The sequence below is a fragment of the Streptomyces sp. RLA123 genome, from assembly GCF_056270165.1.
The window spans coordinates 5,865,568-5,886,458 of record NZ_JBWDOR010000003.1 but is presented as its reverse complement, the minus strand read 5'-3'; the positions used below and the strand labels follow the sequence as shown (position 1 = coordinate 5,886,458).

General features: G+C 71.7%; 21 protein-coding genes. 6 read left to right on the top strand and 15 right to left on the bottom strand.

All coding sequences use genetic code 11. The features are described from left to right. Positions 1 to 88 precede the first annotated feature (88 nt). Positions 89 to 442, bottom strand: coding sequence for a phosphoribosyl-AMP cyclohydrolase (gene hisI / locus RV983_RS26875; RefSeq protein WP_475988291.1), 354 nt, complete (start codon positions 440 to 442; stop codon positions 89 to 91). 83 nt (positions 443 to 525) lie between these two features. Between hisI and RV983_RS26870 the strand changes: the two genes are divergently transcribed. Further along, the gene (locus tag RV983_RS26870; RefSeq protein WP_475988290.1) at positions 526 to 1,299 is read left to right on the top strand and encodes a hypothetical protein; all 774 of its coding nucleotides are present in this window, start codon (positions 526 to 528) and stop codon (positions 1,297 to 1,299) included. Between the two features lie 39 nt (positions 1,300 to 1,338). Next, complete coding sequence (locus RV983_RS26865; RefSeq protein ID WP_475988289.1) at positions 1,339 to 1,977, top strand: TIGR03085 family metal-binding protein; 639 nt, start codon at positions 1,339 to 1,341, stop codon at positions 1,975 to 1,977. A gap of 120 nt (positions 1,978 to 2,097) precedes the next feature. Here the strand turns inward: RV983_RS26865 and hisF are convergent, their stop codons facing one another. Genes hisF through hisD form a run of 8 tightly spaced genes read right to left on the bottom strand, consistent with a single transcriptional unit; the run spans position 2,098 to position 7,840 of the window. Beyond that, complete coding sequence (gene hisF / locus RV983_RS26860) at positions 2,098 to 2,862, bottom strand: imidazole glycerol phosphate synthase subunit HisF (protein ID WP_475988288.1); 765 nt, start codon at positions 2,860 to 2,862, stop codon at positions 2,098 to 2,100. Between the two features lie 3 nt (positions 2,863 to 2,865). After that, the gene (locus RV983_RS26855; RefSeq protein ID WP_475988287.1) at positions 2,866 to 3,264 is read right to left on the bottom strand and encodes a RidA family protein; all 399 of its coding nucleotides are present in this window, start codon (positions 3,262 to 3,264) and stop codon (positions 2,866 to 2,868) included. Beyond that, complete coding sequence (gene priA / locus RV983_RS26850) at positions 3,261 to 3,995, bottom strand: bifunctional 1-(5-phosphoribosyl)-5-((5-phosphoribosylamino)methylideneamino)imidazole-4-carboxamide isomerase/phosphoribosylanthranilate isomerase PriA (RefSeq protein WP_475988286.1); 735 nt, start codon at positions 3,993 to 3,995, stop codon at positions 3,261 to 3,263. The genes RV983_RS26855 and priA overlap by 4 nt, the downstream gene beginning before the upstream one ends. A gap of 14 nt (positions 3,996 to 4,009) precedes the next feature. After that, positions 4,010 to 4,660 carry an imidazole glycerol phosphate synthase subunit HisH gene (gene hisH / locus RV983_RS26845; RefSeq protein WP_475988285.1) on the bottom strand — a complete coding sequence of 217 codons (651 nt, stop codon included), beginning with the start codon at positions 4,658 to 4,660 and terminating at the stop codon, positions 4,010 to 4,012. 13 nt (positions 4,661 to 4,673) lie between these two features. After that, positions 4,674 to 4,826, bottom strand: coding sequence for a hypothetical protein (locus tag RV983_RS26840; RefSeq protein WP_384284957.1), 153 nt, complete (start codon positions 4,824 to 4,826; stop codon positions 4,674 to 4,676). Further along, the gene (gene hisB, locus RV983_RS26835) at positions 4,823 to 5,416 is read right to left on the bottom strand and encodes an imidazoleglycerol-phosphate dehydratase HisB (RefSeq protein WP_319661088.1); all 594 of its coding nucleotides are present in this window, start codon (positions 5,414 to 5,416) and stop codon (positions 4,823 to 4,825) included. Before hisB ends, RV983_RS26840 begins: the two co-directional genes overlap by 4 nt. Before the next feature lie 4 nt (positions 5,417 to 5,420). After that, on the bottom strand, positions 5,421 to 6,521 hold the full coding sequence (locus RV983_RS26830; protein ID WP_475988284.1) for a histidinol-phosphate transaminase: 1,101 nt from the start codon (positions 6,519 to 6,521) through the stop codon (positions 5,421 to 5,423). Continuing rightward, on the bottom strand, positions 6,518 to 7,840 hold the full coding sequence (gene hisD / locus RV983_RS26825) for a histidinol dehydrogenase (RefSeq protein WP_475988283.1): 1,323 nt from the start codon (positions 7,838 to 7,840) through the stop codon (positions 6,518 to 6,520). The genes RV983_RS26830 and hisD overlap by 4 nt, the downstream gene beginning before the upstream one ends. 130 nt (positions 7,841 to 7,970) lie before the next feature. On the opposite strand from hisD, the gene RV983_RS26820 reads away from it, so the two are divergent. From RV983_RS26820 to ybaK, 3 genes are all read left to right on the top strand, one after another. Next, positions 7,971 to 9,494 (top strand): oxidoreductase, encoded by a 1,524-nt coding sequence (locus tag RV983_RS26820; protein WP_475988282.1) that lies wholly within the window; start codon positions 7,971 to 7,973, stop codon positions 9,492 to 9,494. Between the two features lie 198 nt (positions 9,495 to 9,692). Next, complete coding sequence (locus tag RV983_RS26815) at positions 9,693 to 10,403, top strand: LON peptidase substrate-binding domain-containing protein (RefSeq protein WP_475988281.1); 711 nt, start codon at positions 9,693 to 9,695, stop codon at positions 10,401 to 10,403. A 17-nt stretch (positions 10,404 to 10,420) separates the two neighbouring features. Then, positions 10,421 to 10,921 (top strand): Cys-tRNA(Pro) deacylase, encoded by a 501-nt coding sequence (gene ybaK, locus RV983_RS26810; RefSeq protein WP_475988280.1) that lies wholly within the window; start codon positions 10,421 to 10,423, stop codon positions 10,919 to 10,921. A 10-nt stretch (positions 10,922 to 10,931) separates the two neighbouring features. Here ybaK and RV983_RS26805 read toward each other — a convergent pair whose 3' ends face one another. The 4 genes from RV983_RS26805 to RV983_RS26790 form a co-directional block, all read right to left on the bottom strand. After that, positions 10,932 to 11,555, bottom strand: a complete 624-nt coding sequence (locus RV983_RS26805; RefSeq protein ID WP_475988279.1) for an ABC transporter permease — start codon at positions 11,553 to 11,555, stop codon at positions 10,932 to 10,934. 67 nt (positions 11,556 to 11,622) lie between these two features. After that, positions 11,623 to 12,456: an ABC transporter permease gene (locus RV983_RS26800; RefSeq protein WP_475988278.1), complete on the bottom strand. Its 834-nt coding sequence runs from the start codon at positions 12,454 to 12,456 to the stop codon at positions 11,623 to 11,625. A 79-nt stretch (positions 12,457 to 12,535) separates the two neighbouring features. Next, a complete protein-coding gene (locus RV983_RS26795) occupies positions 12,536 to 13,549 on the bottom strand; it encodes an ABC transporter ATP-binding protein (RefSeq protein WP_475988277.1) in 1,014 nt (337 codons plus the stop codon). 61 nt (positions 13,550 to 13,610) lie between these two features. After that, entirely contained in the window at positions 13,611 to 14,840 is a 1,230-nt protein-coding gene (locus RV983_RS26790) for an NYN domain-containing protein (protein ID WP_475988276.1), read from the bottom strand. Between the two features lie 197 nt (positions 14,841 to 15,037). Between RV983_RS26790 and RV983_RS26785 the strand changes: the two genes are divergently transcribed. Further along, positions 15,038 to 15,211 (top strand): hypothetical protein, encoded by a 174-nt coding sequence (locus tag RV983_RS26785; RefSeq protein ID WP_475988275.1) that lies wholly within the window; start codon positions 15,038 to 15,040, stop codon positions 15,209 to 15,211. A 100-nt stretch (positions 15,212 to 15,311) separates the two neighbouring features. On the opposite strand, the gene dnaE is transcribed toward RV983_RS26785, so the two are convergent. Both dnaE and RV983_RS26775 read right to left on the bottom strand, forming a co-directional pair. Then, positions 15,312 to 18,890: a DNA polymerase III subunit alpha gene (gene dnaE / locus RV983_RS26780; RefSeq protein WP_475988274.1), complete on the bottom strand. Its 3,579-nt coding sequence runs from the start codon at positions 18,888 to 18,890 to the stop codon at positions 15,312 to 15,314. A gap of 328 nt (positions 18,891 to 19,218) precedes the next feature. After that, entirely contained in the window at positions 19,219 to 20,883 is a 1,665-nt protein-coding gene (locus RV983_RS26775; RefSeq protein ID WP_475988273.1) for an alkaline phosphatase D family protein, read from the bottom strand. Positions 20,884 to 20,891 lie beyond the last annotated feature (8 nt).

Below are 20,891 nucleotides of genomic sequence, written 5' to 3'. Positions count from 1 at the left end.
AAGAGAGCACGCGCAGGCCGCGAGGAACGAGCGGCCGAGCATGGTCGACTGTCGGCAGTGGCTCAGCGAACCGGAGGCGAACCGAGCCTCACAAAAGAGAAAGCGGCAGCACGTCCGCGTCGAAGCAGGTGCGGTCGCCCGTGTGGCAGGCCGCGCCGGTCTGGTCGACCTTCACGAGGATCGTGTCGCCGTCGCAGTCCAGGGCCACGGACTTGACCTGCTGGACGTGCCCTGACGTGTCGCCCTTGACCCAGTACTCCTGGCGGCTGCGGCTCCAGTACGTGCAGCGGCCGGTGGTCAGGGTGCGGTGCAGCGCCTCGTCGTCCATCCATCCGAGCATGAGGACCTCACCCGTGTCGTACTGCTGGGCGACGGCGGGGACGAGCCCGTCCGCGGTGCGCTTGAGGCGGGCCGCGAGGGCTGGGTCGAGCGGGGATTCCATGCCCTCCATTCTGCCGCGTCCGGGGAGACGGGACTTGGACTCCCGCACACACGACGATCACCCGTATGGGGCATGCTTCGTCCATGAGTTTTCCTCCGCAGCCCCCTCCCGACGACCCGCGCTCCGGCCAGGGCGGCGGTTTCGGGCCGCCCCCCGGGGGTTTCGGTCCGCCGCAGTACCAGCCGCAGCAGCCCCAGCCCTACCAGCCGCAGCCCTACCAGCCCCCGCAGGCGCCCTACCAGCAGCAGCCGCAGCCGGGTGGGTACGGCGGCTATCCGCCCCCGCAACCTCCCCCGCGCAGCGGCGGCGGAGCGAAGATCGCGGCGATAGTCATCGGAGCGGTCGTGCTGATCGCGGTGATCGTCGGCGGTCTCGCGGTGGCGCTGGGCGGCGACGACGGCAAGGACGCGGCGGCTTCCTCCAGCAGCCCGGCGACCTCGGCCGCGACGTCGTCGGAGCCCACGGACGCGAACACCTCCCCGTCGCCCGCCGAGACGTTCCGCAAGTACGTCGTGCTCGATGTCGGCCAGTGCTTCAACGACCCCGGGCTCGACAGCAGCGTCACCGAGGTCACGCCGGTCTCCTGCAACGGTCCGCACGACGCCGAGGTCATCGCCCACGAGAAGATCACCGGCACCTTCGCCACCGAGGCCGCGCTGAAGAAGAAGGTCCTCAAGCTCTGCGAGGCGGACGCCGGCAAGCGCCTGGACCACCTCACGGACAACCGCACGTTCTACTACTACGCGCTCTACCCGAAGCTGGCCGGGTATCAGGTGCAGGGCAAGGACACGGTCTCCTGCTCCCTGACGCTCAGCAACAAGCCCGATGGCGAGAAGCTGGCCAAACCGCTCTCCTAGGTGCTGCCAGTGGGCGAGGAGCCGACGTAGGCTGACGGCATGTCGACTCATGCCCAGCGTGAACGTCTGCTCCTCGCCGACCTGCTGGAGAGCGCCGGCTCCGACGCGCCCACCCTCTGCAAGGGCTGGACCACCCGTGACCTGGCCGCCCACGTCGTCGTCCGCGAACGGCGCACCGACGCTTCGGCCGGCCTGGTCATCCCCCAGCTCGCCGCCCGGTCGGAGCGCATCCGCAAGGAGTTCGTGGCGAAGCCGTACGAGGAACTCATCCAGCTCATCCGCACCGGGCCACCGCGGCTGTCGCCGTTCGCCCTCAAGCAGATCGACGAGGCCGCCAACACCGTCGAGTTCTACGTCCATTCCGAGGACGTGCGACGGGCCCAGCACGACTGGGCGCCCCGCCAGCTGGACCCGGTCTTCTCCGATCTGCTCTGGTCCCGTCTGGAGCGTTCCGCACGGCTGCTGGGCCGCAAGGCGCCGGTCGGTGTCGTGCTGCGGCGGCCGGACGGGCAGACCGCGGTGGCGCACCGCGGCACACCGGTCGTCACGGTCACCGGCGAGCCGGCGGAGTTGCTGCTGTTCGCCTTCGGACGGCAGGAGGCGGCCCGCGTCGAGACCGAGGGCGACAAGGAGGCCGTCGGCCGGCTCTACGAGGCCCGGCTCGGCATCTCGGGCTGAGTCTGGCTCCTGCCCGCGAGTTCGGCCCGGCGCAGCGCGGGCGCGGCGAGTCCGAAGACGGCCCCCGCGACCGCGACCGCCGCGCTCGCAGGGCCGGTCAGGTGGGCGCCGGCCGCGGGATCAGCGGACGGGGTGACCGGCCTCGCGCAGTGTCTGCTTGACCTCGCCGATGCGCAGGTCGCCGAAGTGGAAGACGGAGGCGGCCAGGACCGCGTCTGCGCCGGCGGCGACGGCCGGGACGAAGTGGGAAAGCCCGCCGGCCCCACCGGAGGCGATGACGGGGACGGTGACGAGCCTGCGGACGGCGGCGATCATCTCGGTGTCGTAGCCGTCCTTGGTGCCGTCGGCGTCCATGGAGTTGAGCAGGATCTCGCCCGCGCCGAGTTCCGCCGCGCGGTGCGCCCACTCGACCGCGTCGATGCCGGTGCCCCGGCGGCCGCCGTGCGTGGTGACCTCGAAGCCGGACGGGGTGCCGGCGTCCGTGCGGCGGGCGTCCACCGACAGGACGAGGACCTGCCGGCCGAAGCGTTCGGCGATCTCGCGGATCAGCTCGGGCCGGGCGATGGCCGCGGTGTTGACGCCCACCTTGTCGGCGCCGGCGCGCAGCAACTTGTCGACGTCCTCGGCGGACCGTACGCCGCCGCCCACGGTGAGCGGGATGAAGACCTGCTCGGCGGTGCGCCGCACCACGTCGTAGGTGGTCTCCCGGTTGCCGGAGGAGGCGGTGATGTCGAGGAAGGTCAGCTCGTCGGCGCCCTCGGCGTCGTACAGCTTGGCCATCTCGACGGGATCGCCCGCGTCACGGAGGTCCCGGAAGTTGACGCCCTTGACGACCCGGCCGTTGTCCACGTCCAGGCAGGGGATGACTCGGACCGCCAGGGTCATTGCTCAGGCTCCTCGGAATGCTTCGAGTTCGACTTCGACCAGGACCCGCGGGTCCATGAACCCCGAGACCACGACGATCGTCGTGGCCGGGCGGGCGCGGTCGAAGAACTCCTTGTGCGCCCGGCCGACCTCCTCCACGTCATGGGTGTGGGTGAGGTACATCCGGGTGCGGACGACGGAATCGGCGTCCAGGCCGAACGTCTCGAGCGCGGCGAGGGCCTTGGTGAACGCGACCTTCGCCTGCTCGTACGGATCGCCCTCGCCGTACAGCACCGTGCCCTCGAACGGCATCGTGCCCGCGACGTGGACACGGTCCCCCGCCGCCACGGCGCGTGCGAAACCGAACTGCTCCTCCCAGGGGCTGTCACTGTGCACTCGCCGTACGTCGGGGGTTTCCGTCATCGGGACACCGCCTCCAGGGCCTCTTCCAGGGTGAACGCCTCGGCATAGAGCGCCTTTCCGACAATCGCGCCCTCAACCCCCTGAGGCACCAGGGAGGCGATGGCCCGCAGGTCGTCGAGGGAGGAGACGCCTCCGGAGGCGACGACCGGCCGGCCGGTGGCCGCGCACACGTTCTTCAGCAGCTCCAGGTTGGGGCCCTGCAAGGTGCCGTCCTTGTTGATGTCGGTGACGACGTACCGGGCGCAGCCCTCGGAGTCCAGGCGCGCCAGCGTCTCGTAGAGGTCGCCGCCGTCGCGGGTCCAGCCGCGGCCGCGCAGGGTGGTGCCGCGGACGTCGAGGCCGACCGCGATCTTGTCGCCGTGCTCGGCGATGACCTTGGCGACCCACTCCGGGGCCTCCAGGGCGGCGGTGCCGAGGTTGACCCTGGTGCAGCCGGTGGCGAGCGCCGCGGCCAGGGTCTCGTCGTCGCGGATGCCGCCGGACAGCTCGACCTTGATGTCCATGGAGCGCGCGACCTCGGCGATCCGCGCACGGTTGTCGCCGGTGCCGAAGGCGGCGTCCAGGTCGACCAGGTGCAGCCACTCGGCGCCCGCCCGCTGCCAGGCGAGGGCGGCGGCCATCGGGTCGCCGTAGGACGTCTCGGAGCCCGACTCCCCGTGGACGAGGCGGACTGCCTGTCCGTCTCGGACGTCGACGGCGGGGAGGAGTTCGAGGCGGTGCGTCGTGCTCATGACGGCGTCGGGTCCTAGTCCTTGAAGGTGTCGAGCCAGTTGGCCAGCAACTGGGCGCCGGCGTCGCCGGACTTCTCGGGGTGGAACTGGGTGGCCCACAGCGGGCCGTTCTCCACCGCGGCGACGAAGGGCTCGCCGTGCGTCGCCCAGGTGACCTTGGGGGGCCGGATGGCCGGGTTGACGGTCTCCAGCTCCCAGGAACGCACCGCGTAGGAGTGCACGAAGTAGTAGCGCGCTTCGGCGTCGAGGCCCGCGAACAGCCGCGAGTCCCCGGGTGCCTTGACCGTGTTCCAGCCCATGTGCGGCACGATCGGCGCGCGCAGCGGCTCGACCGTACCGGGCCACTCGTCGCATCCCTCGGTGGTCACGCCGTGCTCGACGCCCCGCGCGAAGAGGATCTGCATGCCGACGCAGATGCCCAGCACCGGGCGGCCGCCGGCGAGCCGGCGGCCGATGGCCTGTTCGCCGCGCACCGACGTCAGCCCCGCCATGCAGGCGGCGAACGCGCCGACGCCGGGCACGAGCAGCCCGTCGGCGTTCAGGGCCTTGCCGAAGTCGGCGGTGATCTCGACGTCCGCACCCACCCGGGCGAGCGCGCGCTCGGCGGAACGGACGTTGCCGAAGCCGTAGTCGAGGACCACGACCTTCCTGGCGGCCTTGCTCATCTGCGCGAACCCCCTACAGCCGCATCAGGCCGGACACCAGGGACATGGCCGAGCCGATGCCGAGCAGCACGATGACGCCCTTGGGCATCTTCTGCTTCCAGAACGAGTAGACACCGCCGGCCAGGAAGAGGCCCAGCAGGATGAACAGGATGGCCGGCTTGGTCACAGCGCGCCCTTCGTCGACGGGAGGATGCCCGCGGCGCGCGGGTCGCGCTCGGAGGCGTAGCGCAGGGCTCGGGCCAGCGCCTTGAACTGGCACTCCACGATGTGATGGGCGTTGCGCCCGTACGGCACGTGGACGTGCAGCGCGATCTGCGCCTGGGCGACGAAGGACTCCAGGATGTGCCGGGTCATCGTCGTGTCGTAGGAGCCGATCATCGGCGCCATGTTCTCCGGCTCGGTGTGCACCAGGTAGGGGCGGCCGGAGAGGTCCACGGTGACCTGGGCGAGGGACTCGTCCAGCGGCACCGTGCAGTTGCCGAAGCGGTAGATGCCCACCTTGTCGCCGAGCGCCTGCTTGAAGGCGGCGCCGAGCGCGAGGGCGGTGTCCTCGATGGTGTGGTGGGTGTCGATGTGCAGGTCGCCCTCGGTCTTGACCGTGAGGTCGAAGAGGCCGTGGCGGCCGAGCTGGTCCAGCATGTGGTCGTAGAAGCCGACTCCGGTGGAGATCTCGGTCCTGCCGGTGCCGTCGAGGTCGAGTTCGACGACGACGGACGTCTCCTTGGTCGTGCGCTCCACGCGGCCGACGCGTGTCATGTGGTTACCGCTCCTTCTTCAGCGCGCGCACCGCTTCGAGGAACGCGTCGTTCTCGGCCGGGGTGCCCGCGGTCACCCGCAGCCAGCCCGGTACGCCGTTGTCGCGGACGAGGACGCCGCGGTCGAGGATCGCCTGCCACGCCCGGTGGCTGTCCTCGAAGCGGCCGAACTGCACGAAGTTGGCGTCCGAGTCGGTCACCTCGTACCCGGTCGCGCGCAGTTCCCCGACCAGGCGGTCCCGCTCGGCCTTCAGCTGTTCGACGTACCCGAGCAGCGTATCGGTGTGCTCCAGGGCGGCGAGAGCGGTGGCCTGGGTGACGGCCGACAGGTGGTACGGCAGGCGCACCAGCTGCACGGCGTCCACGACCGCCGGGTGCGCCGCGAGATAGCCCAGGCGCAGGCCGGCGGCGCCGAAGGCCTTGGACATGGTGCGGCTCACCACCATGTTGGGGCGGCCCTCGATCAGCGGCAGCAGCGACGGGGAGTGACTGAACTCGCCGTACGCCTCGTCGACCACCACCAGCGAGGGACGGGCGGCCTGCGCGGCCTCGTACAGCGCCAGCACGGTGCCGGCCTCGACCGCGGAGCCGGTGGGGTTGTTGGGCGAGGTGATGAAGACCACGTGCGGCCGGTGCTCGGCGATGGCCCGCCCGGCGCCGGCCACGTCGATGGTGAAGTCATCCTTGCGGGGCCCGGAGAGCCAGCCGGTGCCGGTGCCGCGCGCGATCAGGCCGTGCATCGAGTACGAGGGCTCGAAGCCCATCGCGGTGCGGCCGGGGCCGCCGAAGGTCTGCAGCAGCTGCTGGATGACCTCGTTGGAGCCGTTGGCGGCCCACACATTGGGCAGGCCCACCTCGTGGCCCGACGTGCGGCTCAGGTACGCGGCCAGCTCGGTGCGGAGCTCCACCGCGTCCCGGTCGGGGTAGCGGTTGAGGTCGCGGGCGGCCGCGCGGACCCGCTCGGCGATCCGGTCGACCAGCGCCTCGGGCAGCGGGTACGGGTTCTCGTTGGTGTTCAGGCGTACGGGGACGTCGAGTTGGGGCGCTCCGTACGGGGACTTGCCGCGCAGCTCGTCCCGGATGGGCAGATCGTCGATGCCGGTCACGAACCCGGTACCGTCCAGTCGAATCGTGCCCGCACCGCAGCGCCGTGCGCCGGCAGGTCCTCGGCGTCGGCGAGGGTCACCACGTGGCCGGCGACCTCCGCCAGCGCTTCGCGCGTGTAGTCGACGACGTGGACGCCGCGCAGGAACGACTGCACGGACAGGCCCGAGGAGTGGCAGGCGCAGCCGCCGGTGGGCAGGACGTGGTTGGACCCGGCCGCGTAGTCGCCCAGCGAGACGGGGGCGTAGGCGCCGACGAAGATCGCGCCGGCGTTGCGCACCCGGGCGGCGACGGCGCTCGCGTTCTCGGTCTGGATCTCCAGGTGCTCGGCCGCGTAGGCGTCCACGACCCGCAGACCCTGCTCGATCCCGTCGACCAGCACGATGCCGGACTGGCGGCCGGACAGCGCCGGGACGATCCGGTCCTCGACGTGCCTGGTGGCCGCCACCTGCGTCTGGAGCTCCTTCTCCACGGCCTCGGCGAGGTCGACGGAGTCGGTGACCAGCACGGCCGCGGCCAGCGGGTCGTGCTCGGCCTGGCTGATCAGGTCGGCGGCGACGTGCACCGGGTCCGCCGTGCTGTCGGCGAGGATCGCGATCTCGGTGGGACCTGCCTCCGCGTCGATGCCGATACGACCCTTGAGCAGGCGCTTGGCGGCGGCGACCCAGATGTTGCCGGGCCCGGTGACCATGTTCACCGGACGGCACTCCTCGGTGCCGTAGGCGAACATCGCGACGGCGTGGGCGCCGCCCGCGGCGTACACCTCGTCCACCCCGAGCAGCGCGCACGCGGCCAGGATCGTCGGGTGCGGCAGACCGCCGAAGTCCTTCTGCGGCGGCGAGGCGACGGCCATCGAGCCGACCTCGGCCTCCTGCGCCGGCACCACGTTCATCACCACGGACGACGGGTAGACCGAGCGGCCGCCGGGCACGTACAGGCCCACGCGCTCCACCGGCACCCAGCGCTCGGTGACCGTGCCGCCCGGCACGACCTGCGTGGTGTGGTCGGCGCGGCGCTGCTCCCTGTGCACCAGCCGGGCGCGGCGGACCGACTCCTCCAGCGCGGCCCGCACCTTCGGGTCGAGCTCCGCCAGGGCCCGGGTCAGCTCCTCGGCCGGAACCCGCACCCGGTCGATCGTGACGCCGTCGAACTTCTCCGCGTAGTCGATCAGGGCCGCCGTGCCGCGATGCTTCACGTCGTCGCAGATCGGCCGCACCTTCTCCAGGGCGGCCTCCACGTCGAGCTCGGCACGGGGCAGCAGGTCGCGGTCGATGCCGTCCTCGGGGAAGGCGTCACCGCGCAGATCGATTCGGGAGATCACCCTCCCAAGTGTAGAGAACCGGCCACCGCCGCTTCGCCGGGTATCAGTCCCTGATACGCGTACGGCTCCCACAAGGTGATCATCCCCGCTAGCGTTTCCGTCGACGTCGCCAGCCAGGGGAGGGATCTCGGTGACCGAGCCGCCGGACATCGCGCCGCCGCACGACTGGACGCCGGTGGAACAGGGCCTGTGGCGGGCCTTCCGCCTCGGCGAGCTGTACGACCTGCGCACGGGGATACCCGAGCGGGACGACCCGGCCGCCGACCGCTTCTGGGGCCAGGACCGCACCGTGCGCGCCGAGACGATCGCCCGGCTGCTGCTGGACGGACCGCAGGCCGTGTCCGGGCGTGTCTCGTGCGTGAAGCTGTCCGGCGCGCAGATCAGCGGGCAGCTCAACCTCTCCGGCGGCGCGGTGGTGCCCTACGTGGAACTGCACGACTGCCGCTTCGAGCAGCAGGTGCTGCTCGCGGAGTGCAGCTTCACCACGCTGCGCATGGTGCGCTGTGCCATACCGCGGCTGGAGGCCGCCCGGCTGCACACCTCCGGGGACCTGCACCTGCCCCAGTGCACGATCGAGGGCGGCGTACGGCTCACCGACGCCCACATCGGCACGGACCTGCTGCTCAACCAGATCACCCTGCGCAAGGACCGGCACGGCCGGGCGCTCGCCGCCGACGGGCTGAGCGTCGCCCAGGACGTCGAGGCCGAACTGATGGAGGCGACCGGCGAGATCAGCCTGCGCAGCGCCCGCATCGGCGGCCGCCTCAGCCTGCGCGGCAGCCGGCTGCGCAATCCGGACGGGCGCTACGCGCTCAACGCGGCCCGGGTGACCGTCGAGCACACCCTCTACCTCAGCTCCGGCGGGACCCGGCCCTTCAGCAGCGACGGCGGGGTCCGGCTGGACGACGGGCGCTTCGGCAACGGCGTGATCATCCACCGGGCCCGGTTCCGGCTCGCGGACGGCCAGCAGCTGTCGCTGCGCCGCGTCCAGACCCCGGAACTGCGGCTCACCCTCGACCAGCCGCCGACCGGCACGATCTCACTGGCCGCCGCGCGGGTCGGCAACCTCACCGACAACCGCACCTGCTGGCCCGGCACCGGCGGCATGGACCTGACCGGCTTCAGCTACGGCTCGCTCAGCCCCGAGGGCTCCTTCCCGCTCCGCGCCCGTATCGCCTGGCTCGCGGCGGCGACCCCCGAGTACAGCCCCGAGCCCTACGAGCACCTGTCCGCCGCCCTGCGGGCGAGCGGCGAGGACTCCGACGCCCGTGAGGTGCAGCTGGCCAAGCAGCGGCGGCGCCGCGAGACCCTCCCCGTCGCCGGAAAGCTCTGGGGCTACCTCCAGGACATCACCGTCGGCTACGGCTACCGGCCCGGCCGCGCGGCGATCTGGATGGCCCTGCTCTGGGCGGTCGGGGCCGTCTTCTTCCAGGCCCACGGCCGGCCGGAGGCGGTCGACGGCGGCGCCTTCCCGAACTGGAACGCGCCCCTGTTCGCCCTCGACCTGCTGCTCCCGGTCATCAATCTCGGGCAGGACAACGCGTGGCGTCTCACGGGGGACGCCCAATGGGCCGCGGCGATCCTCACGATGCTGGGGTGGATCCTGGCGACGACGGTGGCGGCGGGCGCGTCGCGGCTTCTGCGCCGCGGCTGATCTTGTGGGCCGGTTTTTCCCCGCCCACCCTCCCGGTGCCCTGTGAAGTCACACGCCCCGGCGCCCGTTGTTGTGGGGGCCGGGGCCACTGACTTCACAGGGCTGGGGGCACCCCCGGCCGAAGGTTGGGGGAGGGCGGGCGGGCGGGGAAAAAGCGCAGGCCCGCAAGCCCGCCCGGAGGGCCTAGGCTTGCTCGACGTGACCGCTCGCCTCCCGCTGTTCCCCCTGAGCTCCGTGCTCTTCCCCGGCCTCGTGCTGCCCCTGAGCGTCTTCGAGGAGCGGTACCGCGCCCTCTTCCGCGACCTGCTCGAGCTGCCGGAGGAGGCGCCGCGCCGGTTCGGGGTCGTGGCGATCCGGGACGGTCACGAGGTGGCGCCCACGGGCGGGGAGGACGGCGCGGCGGCGGGTTTCGCCCCGGACCTGGCGGCGTCGCTGTTCACGATGGGCTGCACCGCGGAGGCGGCCACGATCGGTGAGCGCGAGGGCGGCGGCTACAAGGTCGTGGCGACCGGCACGACCCGCTTCCGGCTGGTGTCGGTGGACACCACGGGCCCGTACCTCGTCGGCGAGGTCGAGGCGGTGCCGGAGGAGAACGGCAGCGGCTCCGGCGCGCTCGCGGCCGGCGTCGCGCAGGCTTTCCGCACGTACCAGAAGCGGCTGGCCGGGGCACGCGAGTCCAGCATCGCGGGCGTTCAGGAGCTCCCGGACGACCCGACCGTGCTGTCGTACCTCGTGGCCGCGGCAGCCGTCGTCGACACCCCGGCCAAGCAGCAACTGCTGGAGGCCGCGGACACCGCGACCCGGCTGGAGCGGGAGCTGAGGATTCTACGCCGGGAGGCCGCCGTCATCGACAAGCTGCGCACCCTGCCCGCAGTGGACCTCACCCGCCAGGCCCCGAGCCTCAACTGACGGAACGTCACTTCCTTATGGCCAAGAAGAAGCAGTCGCCGTCCGGCGGTACGCCCGCCACCGTCGCCCTGGAGAAGGCGGGCGCCGCCTTCACCGTGCACGCCTACGCGCACGACCCCGCCTCGGAACTCGGATACGGCGAGGAGGCCGCGCAGGCGCTCGGCACCTCTCCTGACCGGGTGTTCAAGACCCTCGTGGCCGACGTGGACGGCGCGCTGACCGTCGCGGTCGTCCCGGTGGCCGGTTCGCTCGACCTCAAGGCGCTGGCCACCGCGGCGGGGGGCAAGCGGGCGGCGATGGCCGACCCGGCGGCCGCCGAGCGCACGACCGGCTATGTGCGGGGCGGGATCTCCCCGCTGGGGCAGCGCAAGCGGCTGCGCACCGTCCTGGACGCCTCCGCCCTGGAGCACGCCACCGTCTTCGTCTCCGCGGGCAAGCGCGGTTTGGAGGTCGAACTGGCCCCGCAGGACCTGATCAGGCTCACGGACGCGGTCACGGCGCCGATCGGCCGCGGCTGAGCGGCCCGCGTCAGCCCTTGGGGGGCAGGTGCGGCCCGGAGTTGTCCCAGTAGGCCATCAGCGGCGGCTCGGGGTCGCGCGGGCCGAGGCCCACGGTCAGCAGCAGGTACGTGAGGACGGCGCCCACGGGCCAGGCCAGCAGGGCGCCCTTGGCCTGGAGCTGGAGGGGCCCGTCGAAGACCTTCTTCGGGCCGACGGCCTTGGCGTGCGCGATCAGGTCCGAGGTGGGGCCGAGCCAGACCCCCATCCGCCAGGCGATCACGGAGCCCAGCACCGCGCCGACGGCGAGGCCGAGCACCACGCCCACTCCCCCGCGCCGCACCCGCCAGAAGGCCAGAGCGGCGGTCACCACGCCCATGCCGAGCCCGAGCAGCACAAAGGTGCCGTCACCGCCGACGGCCTGCTCGCCCTCGGTGTCCTTGAGGTAGACCGCCTTGCCGTCGGAGATCAGCGGCACCCGGGGCGCCAGCCACAGCCACAGCAGTCCGAGCAGCACCCCCGCCACCGCCACGAGCACGGCGGTCAGCGCGCCGGTCTTGAGCTCCTGCGCGGGAGCCATGCGCGCGTCGTCGCCCTGGGGCGACGGCATCGGCATGGAGGGCCAGTGATCGTGCGGCGTCAGAGGTGCGGTCACCCTGCCATCGTGCCAGGTACACCCGCGGGACGCGCCACCGGCACCTCACACGCGCCACACCGGCCCCTCAGCGGCAGGCGGCCCTGCGGTACGCCCAGGTGGCCGCGGCCAGCGAGACCAGGCCGACGCCGGCGCACACCGACAGGTCCCCGATCACGGCCGGCCAGTCGGGGTGGGCGTCGAATGTGCGGATGAACGCCTCGACCCCGTACGTGGACGGCAGCAGGTCGCGTACGAACCCGATCGGCGCGGGCAGGTTGCCCGCCGGGAGGACGCCCAGCAGCAGCGCCGCCGACATGCCGAGCTGCCCGGCGAGCGTGGCCAGCTCCTGGCGCGGGGCGAGCAGCCCGAGGGCCGCGCCGAGACCCGACAGGGCGGCGCCGGCCAGCGGAATGACCGCGGCCAGTACCCACAGATGGGTGAACGGGAGCTGGAAGAGGCCGCAGCCGATGCCGGCGGTCACCAGCGTTCCGGGCACCGTGAAGGACGCGTACGCGCCTGCCGCGCCCAGCACCACCGCCGCGGGCGGCACGGGCAGCGTCGCGTAGTGGTCCAGGCCCCCGGAGGCGCGCAGCTGACCGAAGTACTGGGCGAGCAGGTTGAGCGCGACGAAGGCGACCACCAGCACGCTGGAGCCGGCGACCACCGCACGGGCGGCCGCGCCGCCGTGCACGACACCGCGCATGAGCACCATGATCCCGACGGACTGGAACGTCGCGACGAACAGCAGTGGGATGCGCGCGACCCGGGCACGCGACAGCTGGGCCCGGTAGACCGCCATCATCGCCGGCAGCAGCCGGGCACGGGGGGCGAGGGGCGCGGCCGTGCCGGCGAGAGGGCCGGCCGGAGCCGTCGCGCGGGCCGCCGCAGAGGTGTCCGCTCCCGCGGAGAGGATGGTCATGCCGCGCCGCCCCGTTCCCCCATGAGTCCGTCCGGGATCTCGTTCACGGCCGTTCCCCCCATGGCTCGATTGCCGCCGTTCACGCCTTGACCAGTCCCCTCCGGCGGCCGCCGAGGGCCAGGTAGACATCCTCCAGGCTCGGCGTCGCCAGCGTGAAGTCGTCGAGCGCGGCGAAGGCCGGGCCGCCGGTCACCTCGGCGACGACCGCGCGGGCGCGGTCCTGGGGCAGCCGCAGTGTCCAGCGGCGCCCGGTGATCTGCGCGCTCTCGTGCAGCCCCGCGATGCCGGGCACGGACAGCGGGGGCTCGTCGCGCCAGACCAGGTCCAGCCGCACCTCGTCGGCAACGAGCGCCTTGAGGCCGGCCGGGGTGTCGCAGGCGATCACACGGCCCTCGTCGATGACCGCGACGCGGTCCAGGACGGTCTCCGCCTCCAGCACGTTGTGGGTGACGAGCAGGACCGTGACACCGCGTTCCGAGCGGCGCCGGTCGATCGCCGCCCACACGGCGCGCCGGGCGACCGGGTCCATGGAGGTCGTCGGCTCGTCCAGGACCAGCAGCGGCCGCTCCCCCACCAGCACGGTGGCGAAACAGGCCAGTCGGCGCTGACCGCCCGAGAGCTTGCGCAGCGGGTGGGAGGCGAGCTCGGTCAGCCCCAGTTCCTCCAGCACGGCGTCCCGTTCGGCGCGCGCGGACCGCGCGTCCAGTCCGCGCAACCGCCCGGTGGTCTCGGTGGCGAGGGCGACGGTGAGCTCGTCCAGTGCGCTCGACTCCTGCCCGAGGTAGCCGACCAGACGCGAGGCCCGCTCGGGGTGGCGCACCAGGTCGTGGCCGAGGAGGTCGACGCTTCCGGCGTCCGGGCGCAGCAGGCCGGTCAACTGCCGCACCAGGGTGGTCTTCCCGGCGCCGTTGGGGCCGAGCAGACCGAAGATCTCGCCGCCGCGGATGTCGAGGTCGATGCCGTCGTTGGCCCGCACGGCCGGTTTCGCGGCCGCGCGGCGTCCGCGCCCGGCCGGATATGTCTTGACGAGCCCGCGCACGGTCACGACCACCGCCGTGCGCGCGGCGGTGTCCTGTCCGGTGCCCGTACTCACGAGGATCGAGACTACGCTCCATCCCGGCCGGTAGGCGCCCCAGGGTCCGCCCGGGGCGCGTTCACTCCGACGCGGGGGGCCGCGCGACGACAGCGCGGGCGTCGACCTCACGCCAGAAGCCCGCCCGGATGGCGTAACGGTCGTGCTCGTCGATCTGGTCGTCCTTGTGCGCGAGCAGTCCGAAGCGGGCGGCGTAGCGCAGCAGCTCGCCGTCGATGCGGTGCGGGACCCGCGGATACTCGGCGGAGAGCAGCTGAAGGTGCAGGCCCTCGGTGAGCCGGCCGATCCAGCGCCGGGCGAAGACCTGTCCGACCTCGTACGGGTCGCCGCTGACGGCGGTGATGTCCTCCTCGCGGTCGGCCCAGCGCTGCTCGGCGCTGGTCAGCTGGGCGAGGGTGGGCAGCCCGGCGTCCACGTCGCTGCCGCCGACCATGCCGCGGTCGGAGGACCAGCGCAGCGTGGCACCGGCCGCGGCGGAGGAGGGGTGCGGTGCGGAGTGGCCGCGGTGGACGATCCCGGCGAGGTCCTTGGGAGTGGGCACGAGGCCCTTGCCGACCGTCGCGGGGGGATCGGCCAGGAGGCCGGAGCCGTTCTGCGCGACGGTGGCCACGGCCGGTTCGGCGGTGGGCGGCTCCTCCGGCGCGACGGGCTGCTGCTTGGCCTGGGCGGGTTCGGGGAGCGGGGCGGAGAGGATGGCGGCGATCTCGGGGCGCGGGGTGGGCGGTACGCAGACCCCGGCCGGCTCCCGGACCCGGATCGCCCGGGTGATCCACTCGCGGTCCAGCACGCGGCGTTCGTCGGCCTCGGCAACCAGGTCCTCCGACTGGTTGAAGTCGCCGTCGGCGGCCTGGACAGCCCACAGGTGGACGGCGACGCCGTGTTCCTTGGCCGACATCATGCCGGGCAGCAGATCGCCGTCGCCGGTGACGAGCACCACGTCGGAGCAGGCCCGGTTGCGGGCCAGCTCGGACAGTTCGGCGTGCATGGCGGCGTCCACGCCCTTCTGGGCCCAGCGTCCGTCGGTACGGGTGAGCGCACCGAGCCGCACGGTGACCCGCGGCATGACCCGCAACCGCCGGTGTTCCGGCTGCGGTACGCGGTCGGGGGCGCCGTCGAACCAGTAGATCCGCAGCAGCGGCTGCCCGGTCTCCTTCTCGGCCCGTTCACGCAAGCCCGCGACGATCGCCGCGTGATCGACCAGGATCCGGGAGCGCGAGGGCTCTCCGGCCAGCAGGCTCGCGGCGGCGCCGAGCAGATAACCGGCGTCCACCAGGACGACGCAGCGGTCCATCGGTCTCACCCTCTTTTCCGAAGTCCTGTCGTCCGTCCCCCCGACGTTTCCCCGAGTCTGCCCGAACACCGGCTCGTTGTGACCTGTTGGGCGATCACCGGCGCGCCACACTGGGCAACTGCCCGAAATGCGACCTTCGTACTCCCGTGCAAGCCTGGGTGCGGCCCATTCCGTGATTTCCCCCGAGGAGGAACATCGTGGGCAAGAACAAGAACCGGGGCGAGCGCACCGGTCAGCGATCCGAGCGCGGCACCTCCGCGACCACCGAAGAGCACGCGAAGAGCGCCGGGCGCGAGCACATGACGATGACGGCCCCGGGCGCCGAGCCGCATGTGTCGCAGAAGCGGCAGAAGAAGTTCGGCCACAACTAGCACCAGGCGTCAGTGATCAAGGGTGGCATCCCGCTCGGGGGTGCCACCCTTGATCGACATCTCCCCTGTGTGCGGAGGGTGATCGGGACGGAGCGGTCGGTCAGCTCGCCTGCTGCTGGGCCGCACCGAGGCAGGCGGGGCCCAGAAGTGCCTTGAGATCACCGAAGAGCGCGGGGTCGGGGGTGACCCGGTGCCGGTCCAGCCGCAGCACCGTGGTCGAGCGGGCGCCCTGCAACCGCACCCGCACCTCGGTGCTGCCCTTGTGGCTGGCCAGCACCTCGCCGAGCCGCGCGACCAGCGGCGGGGTCACCTTGACCGTCGGGATGGAGATCGTCACGGGGGCGTTGGTGCCGGCGTCGCTGAGGTCGGGCACCATCAGCTCCATCGCGACCAGCCGTGGGATGTCCTCGCGCTTGTCGAGGCGGCCCTTGACGAAGACCACGGCGTCTTCGATCAGCTGCGTCGAGACCAACTGGTAGGTGGCCGGGAAGAACATGCAGTCGATGGAGCCGCCCAGGTCCTCGACGGTGGCGATCGCCCAGGCGTTGCCCTGCTTGGTCATCTTGCGCTGGAGGCCGGAGATGATGCCGCCGATGGTGACGATCGAGCCGTCGGAGTAGTCGCCGGCGAGAGCGGCGATGGCCGCGTCGGCCTTGTCGTTGAGGACGTGCTCGATACCGAACAGCGGGTGGTCGGAGACGTAGAGACCGAGCATCTCCCGCTCCTGCGCGAGCAGATACGTCTTGTCCCACTCGACGTCGGAGAAGGTGACGTCGAGCCCGAAGCCCGGTTCGTCCGCCGCGGCCTCGTCGCCCATGCCGCCGAAGAGGTCGAACTGCCCCTCGGCCTCCTTGCGCTTGACCGCGACCACGTTGTCGATCATCGGTTCGTAGTGCTCGGTCAGGCCCTTGCGGGTGTGGCCCATCTCGTCGAAGGCGCCCGCCTTGATCAGCGATTCCACGGTGCGCTTGTTGCAGACGACGGCCTCGACCTTGTCGAGGAAGTCGGGGAAGGCGGTGTACTTCCCCTTGCCCTTACGGCAGCGGATGATCGAGTCCACGACGTTCTGGCCGACGTTGCGGACGGCGGTCAGGCCGAAGAGGATCACGTCGTCGCCCTGCGCGGTGAAGTTGGCGTCCGACTCGTTCACATTCGGCGGGAGCACCTTGATGCCCATGCGGCGGCACTCGTTGAGGTAGATCGCCGACTTGTCCTTGTCGTCGCGCACCGAGGTGAGCAGCGCGGCCATGTACTCGGCCGGATAGTTGGCCTTCAGGTAGGCGGTCCAGTAGGAGACCAGGCCGTAGGCCGAGGAGTGCGCCTTGTTGAACGCGTAGCCCGCGAAGGGGACCAGCACGTCCCACACCGCCTGGATGGCCGCGTCGGAGTAGCCGCGCTCGCGCGCGCCCTTCTGGAAGGGGATGAACTCCTTGTCGAGGACTTCCTGCTTCTTCTTGCCCATCGCGCGGCGCAGCAGGTCGGCCTGGCCGAGCGAGTAACCGGCGAGCACCTGGGCGGCCTTCTGCACCTGCTCCTGGTACACGATCAGGCCGTAGGTGATGTCGAGGACCTCCCTGAGAGGCTCCTCCAGCTCCGGGTGGATCGGGGTGATCTCCTGCTGCTTGTTCTTGCGCAGGGCGTAGTTGATGTGCGAGTTCATGCCCATCGGGCCCGGCCGGTACAGGGCCGAGACGGCGGAGATGTCCTCGAAGTTGTCGGGCTTCATCATGCGCAGCAGGGAGCGCATGGGGCCGCCGTCGAACTGGAACACGCCGAGGGTGTCGCCGCGGCCGAGCAGTTCGAAGGTCTTGGGGTCGTCCAGCGGCAGCGCGAGCAGCTCGATGTCGACGCCCTTGTTGGTCTTCACGAGCTTGACGGCGTCGTCCATGATCGTGAGGTTGCGCAGGCCGAGGAAGTCCATCTTCAGCAGGCCGAGCGACTCGCAGCTCGGGTAGTCCCACTGCGTGATGGTGACGCCGTCGGAGTGCCGCACCCAGACCGGCACATGGTCGGTGATCGTCTCGCTGGACATGATCACGCCGGCGGCGTGCACGCCCATCTGCCGGACCAGGCCCTCGACGCCCCGGGCGAGGTCGATGACCTTCTTGGCGTCGGGCTCGTTCTCGTACATCCCGCGGATCTCGCCGGCCTCGCTGTAGCGCGGGTGCGTGGGGTCGGTGATGCCGTTGAGCGGGATGCCCTTGCCGAGGACGTCGGCGGGCATCGCCTTGGTGAGCCGGTCACCGACCGCGTACGGATAGCCCAGCACGCGGGCCGAGTCCTTGATCGCGTTCTTGGCCTTGATGGTGCCGTAGGTGCCGATCATGGCGACCTTGTCGGCGCCGTACTTCTCGGTGACGTAGCGGATCACCTCGGCGCGCCGGCGCTCGTCGAAGTCGATGTCGACATCGGGCATGGAGACGCGCTCGGGGTTGAGGAAGCGCTCGAAGATCAGTCCGTGCTCGATGGGGTCGAGGTCGGTGATGCCCATGGCGTACGCCACGATCGAGCCGGCCGCGGAGCCGCGGCCGGGACCGACGGCGATGCCGTTGTTCTTGGCCCACATGATGAAGTCGGCGACGACGAGGAAGTAGCCGGGGAACCCCATCTGGATGATGGTGTCCATCTCGTACTCGGCCTGCTTCATCCGGTCGTCCGGGATCCCGCCGGGGTAGCGGCGGTGCATGCCGCGCAGCGTCTCCTCGCGGAACCAGGTGACCTCGGTGTACCCCTCGGGCACATCGAAGCGCGGCATCAGGTTCTTCTCCTGGAACCAGCCGTCGGTCTCGACCTGCTCGGCGACCAGCAGCGTGGTGTTGCGGCAGCCCTCCTGCCAGGCGTCGGAGGAGTCGATGGCGAGCATCTCCTCCGTCGTCTTGAGGTAGTAGCCCGTGCCGTCGAAGCGGAAACGGTCCGGGTCGGAGACGTTCTTGCCGGTCTGGATGCACAGCAGCGCGTCGTGGGCGTCGGCCTCGCTGGCGTACGTGTAGTGCGAGTCGTTGGTCACGACCGGCGGGATGCCGAGCTTCTTGCCGATCTCCAGCAGCCCGTCGCGGACCCGGCGCTCGATCTCGATGCCGTGGTCCATCAGCTCCAGGAAGTAGCGCTCCTTGCCGAAGATGTCCTGGTACTCCGCCGCCGCCTTGAGCGCCTCGTCGAAGTGGCCGAGCCGCAGCCTGGTCTGCACCTCGCCGGAGGGGCACCCCGTGGAGGCCATCAGGCCCTCGGACCACTGGGCGATGGTCTCCTTGTCCATCCGGGGGTACTTCGTCAGCCAGCCCTCGGCGTAGGCGTCGGAGGAGAGCCGGAAGAGGTTGTGCAGCCCCGTCCTGCTCGCCGCCCAGATCGTCTTGTGCAGGTACGAACCGGAGGCCGAGACGTCGTCCCGCTTCTGGTGCGGCTGGCCCCAGGTGATCTTGCGCTTGTTCCGCCGCGACTCGGGGGCGACGTACGCCTCGATGCCGATGATCGGCGTGATCCCGGCGCCCTTGGCCTGGTGGAAGAAGTCGTACGCCCCGTGCAGGTTGCCGTGGTCGGTCATGGCAATGTGCGACATGCCCATTTCACCGCAGGCCTTGAACATGTCCTTCAGCCGCGCCGCTCCGTCCAGCAGCGAGTACTGAGTGTGAACATGCAAATGGGTGAAGGGCGTGGTCACGGGAAGCGACACCTCCGGCATCGGTGGTCATCTGGCGGCGAGGGGAATCCTACGCCGGGGGTCCGACAACCACGGCCGGGACGTCCGTACCGGGCGGGTGACCCCGTACGGCACGGACGACGGGGCCGGTGCGCCGGGCAGGCGGCCCAGGCGCTCTCCCCGCGGCACGCCCGGCCGCCGATGGACCGGCGCGCCCGGGGCGTAGACGATGTCCCCGCAATGGCGGACCCGGGCCCGCGCCGCGGGTCGTACCCGGGCCGCGGCCGGACCGGGGCCGGACCGGGGCCGGGCGGCGCGTCCGGATGCGGGCTCCGGACGCGCCGGCCGGCGACCGGCGCTCAGTGGGCGCTCAGCGAACTGGCGAGTCGGCCCGCTCCACCTTCTGGGTGCCGGACAGCGTGCGGTACGAACGTGCCCACGTGGACGTGGCGTTGGCATCGGTCCGGTCGGACAGGACGTAGTAGTCCATCTGCGCCCGCTCGCCGGTGACGTCCAGCACGCCGTATCCGTGGGAGTCCATGTCCACCCACTTCACGTGCCGGTTGGCGACCTTCACGGCGGCCTCGGCGATCGGGGAGACGGTGTGCGGGGCGACCTTGAGGATGTCGTCCAGGTTGTCCGAGGTGACGGAGGTGACCACGAACTCGGTCGCCGCCGACGCCGACAGCGGGTAGGTGGCGGCCTTGACCGGGACGTCGTTGGCCCACGCCATGTGGATGTCGCCGGTCAGGAAGACGGTGTTGCGGATGCCGTGGTCCCGCAGGTGCGCCAGGAGCTCGCGGCGGTCGTCGGTGTAGCCGTCCCACTGGTCGGGGTTGATCGCCAGCCCCTCGCCGGGCAGGCCGAGCAGCTTCGCCAGCGGCGCGAGAAGGTAGTCGGGCAGCGCGCCGAACGCGATTGGCGAGATCATCACCGAGTTGCCGATCAGCCGCCAGGTGGTGTCCGAGGCCTTGAGGCCCGCCTTCAGCCAGTCCAGCTGCGCCCGGCCGGTGATCGAGCGGTCGGGGTCGTCGACCGAGCCGCTGCCCGCACCCGCCTGCTGCGAGCGGAAGGAGCGGAGGTCGAGCAGCGACAGGTCGGCGAGCTTGCCGAAGCGCAGCCTGCGGTAGGTCGTGCCCGCGATCGACGGGCGCACCGGCATCCACTCGAAGTAGGCCTGCTTGGCGGCCGCCACCCGGGCGGTCCAGGTGCCCTCGGCGCCCTCGGTGTGGTTCTCGGCGCCGCCGGACCAGGCGTCGTTGGCGAACTCGTGGTCGTCCCAGATCGCGACGACCGGGGCGACGGCGTGCAGCGCCTGGAGGTCGGCGTCGGTCTTGTACCGGCCGTGGCGGGTGCGGTAGTCGGCCAGCGTGACGATCTCGTGGGCCGGGGCGTGCTGGCGGACGACGGTGCCACGGGCGGCGTAGCCGCCGCCGGCGTACTCGTAGATGTAGTCGCCCAGGTGCAGCCAGGCGTCCAGGTCGCCGCGGGCGGCGAGGTGCCGGTAGGAGGCGAAGTACCCGGCCTCCCAGTTCGAGCAGGACACCACGCCGAAGCGCAGGCGGGCTGCGGTGGCGTTGTCGGCGGGGGCGGTACGGGTCCGGGCGACCGGCGAGTCCACGCCGCCCGCGGAGAAGCGGTACCAGTAGTCCGTCGCCGGCAGCAGGCCGCGCACATCGGCCTTGACGGTGTGGTCGCAGGCCGCGGACGCGCCGGCCGTGCCGCCGGCCACGACGGAGGTGAACGCCCTGTCCGTGGCGACGGTCCAGGTCACCTCGATCGCCGGGCCGAGCCCGGAGCCGGGCACCGCCTCAGGGGTCGGCGTCACACGGGTCCACAGCAGGATGCCGTCGGGCAGCGGGTCGCCGGAGGCCACACCGTGCAGGAAGGCGGGCGCGGACGCCGCCTCCGCCTGGCCGGCGGTGGCGGCGAGCGGTATGAGCGCGGCGCCCGTCAAGGCGGCGCCGGCCTTGACCACCGAACGGCGGCTGGGTGTTCTCGGAGAGGTCTGTGAGGGTGCAGAGGTCTCGGTCACGGCCGATC

Coding starts and splice junctions, on each gene's coding strand:
- RV983_RS26800 (WP_475988278.1), bottom strand. CDS start 12,456: ATGACCATCCTCTCCGCGGGAGCGGACACCTCTGCGGCGGCCCGCGCG.
- RV983_RS26865 (WP_475988289.1), top strand. CDS start 1,339: ATGTCGACTCATGCCCAGCGTGAACGTCTGCTCCTCGCCGACCTGCTG.
- hisH (WP_475988285.1), bottom strand. CDS start 4,660: ATGAGCAAGGCCGCCAGGAAGGTCGTGGTCCTCGACTACGGCTTCGGC.
- RV983_RS26855 (WP_475988287.1), bottom strand. CDS start 3,264: ATGACGGAAACCCCCGACGTACGGCGAGTGCACAGTGACAGCCCCTGG.
- ybaK (WP_475988280.1), top strand. CDS start 10,421: ATGGCCAAGAAGAAGCAGTCGCCGTCCGGCGGTACGCCCGCCACCGTC.
- RV983_RS26870 (WP_475988290.1), top strand. CDS start 526: ATGAGTTTTCCTCCGCAGCCCCCTCCCGACGACCCGCGCTCCGGCCAG.
- hisB (WP_319661088.1), bottom strand. CDS start 5,416: ATGACACGCGTCGGCCGCGTGGAGCGCACGACCAAGGAGACGTCCGTC.
- hisI (WP_475988291.1), bottom strand. CDS start 442: ATGGAATCCCCGCTCGACCCAGCCCTCGCGGCCCGCCTCAAGCGCACC.
- priA (WP_475988286.1), bottom strand. CDS start 3,995: ATGAGCACGACGCACCGCCTCGAACTCCTCCCCGCCGTCGACGTCCGA.
- dnaE (WP_475988274.1), bottom strand. CDS start 18,890: ATGCCGGAGGTGTCGCTTCCCGTGACCACGCCCTTCACCCATTTGCAT.
- hisF (WP_475988288.1), bottom strand. CDS start 2,862: ATGACCCTGGCGGTCCGAGTCATCCCCTGCCTGGACGTGGACAACGGC.
- RV983_RS26790 (WP_475988276.1), bottom strand. CDS start 14,840: ATGGACCGCTGCGTCGTCCTGGTGGACGCCGGTTATCTGCTCGGCGCC.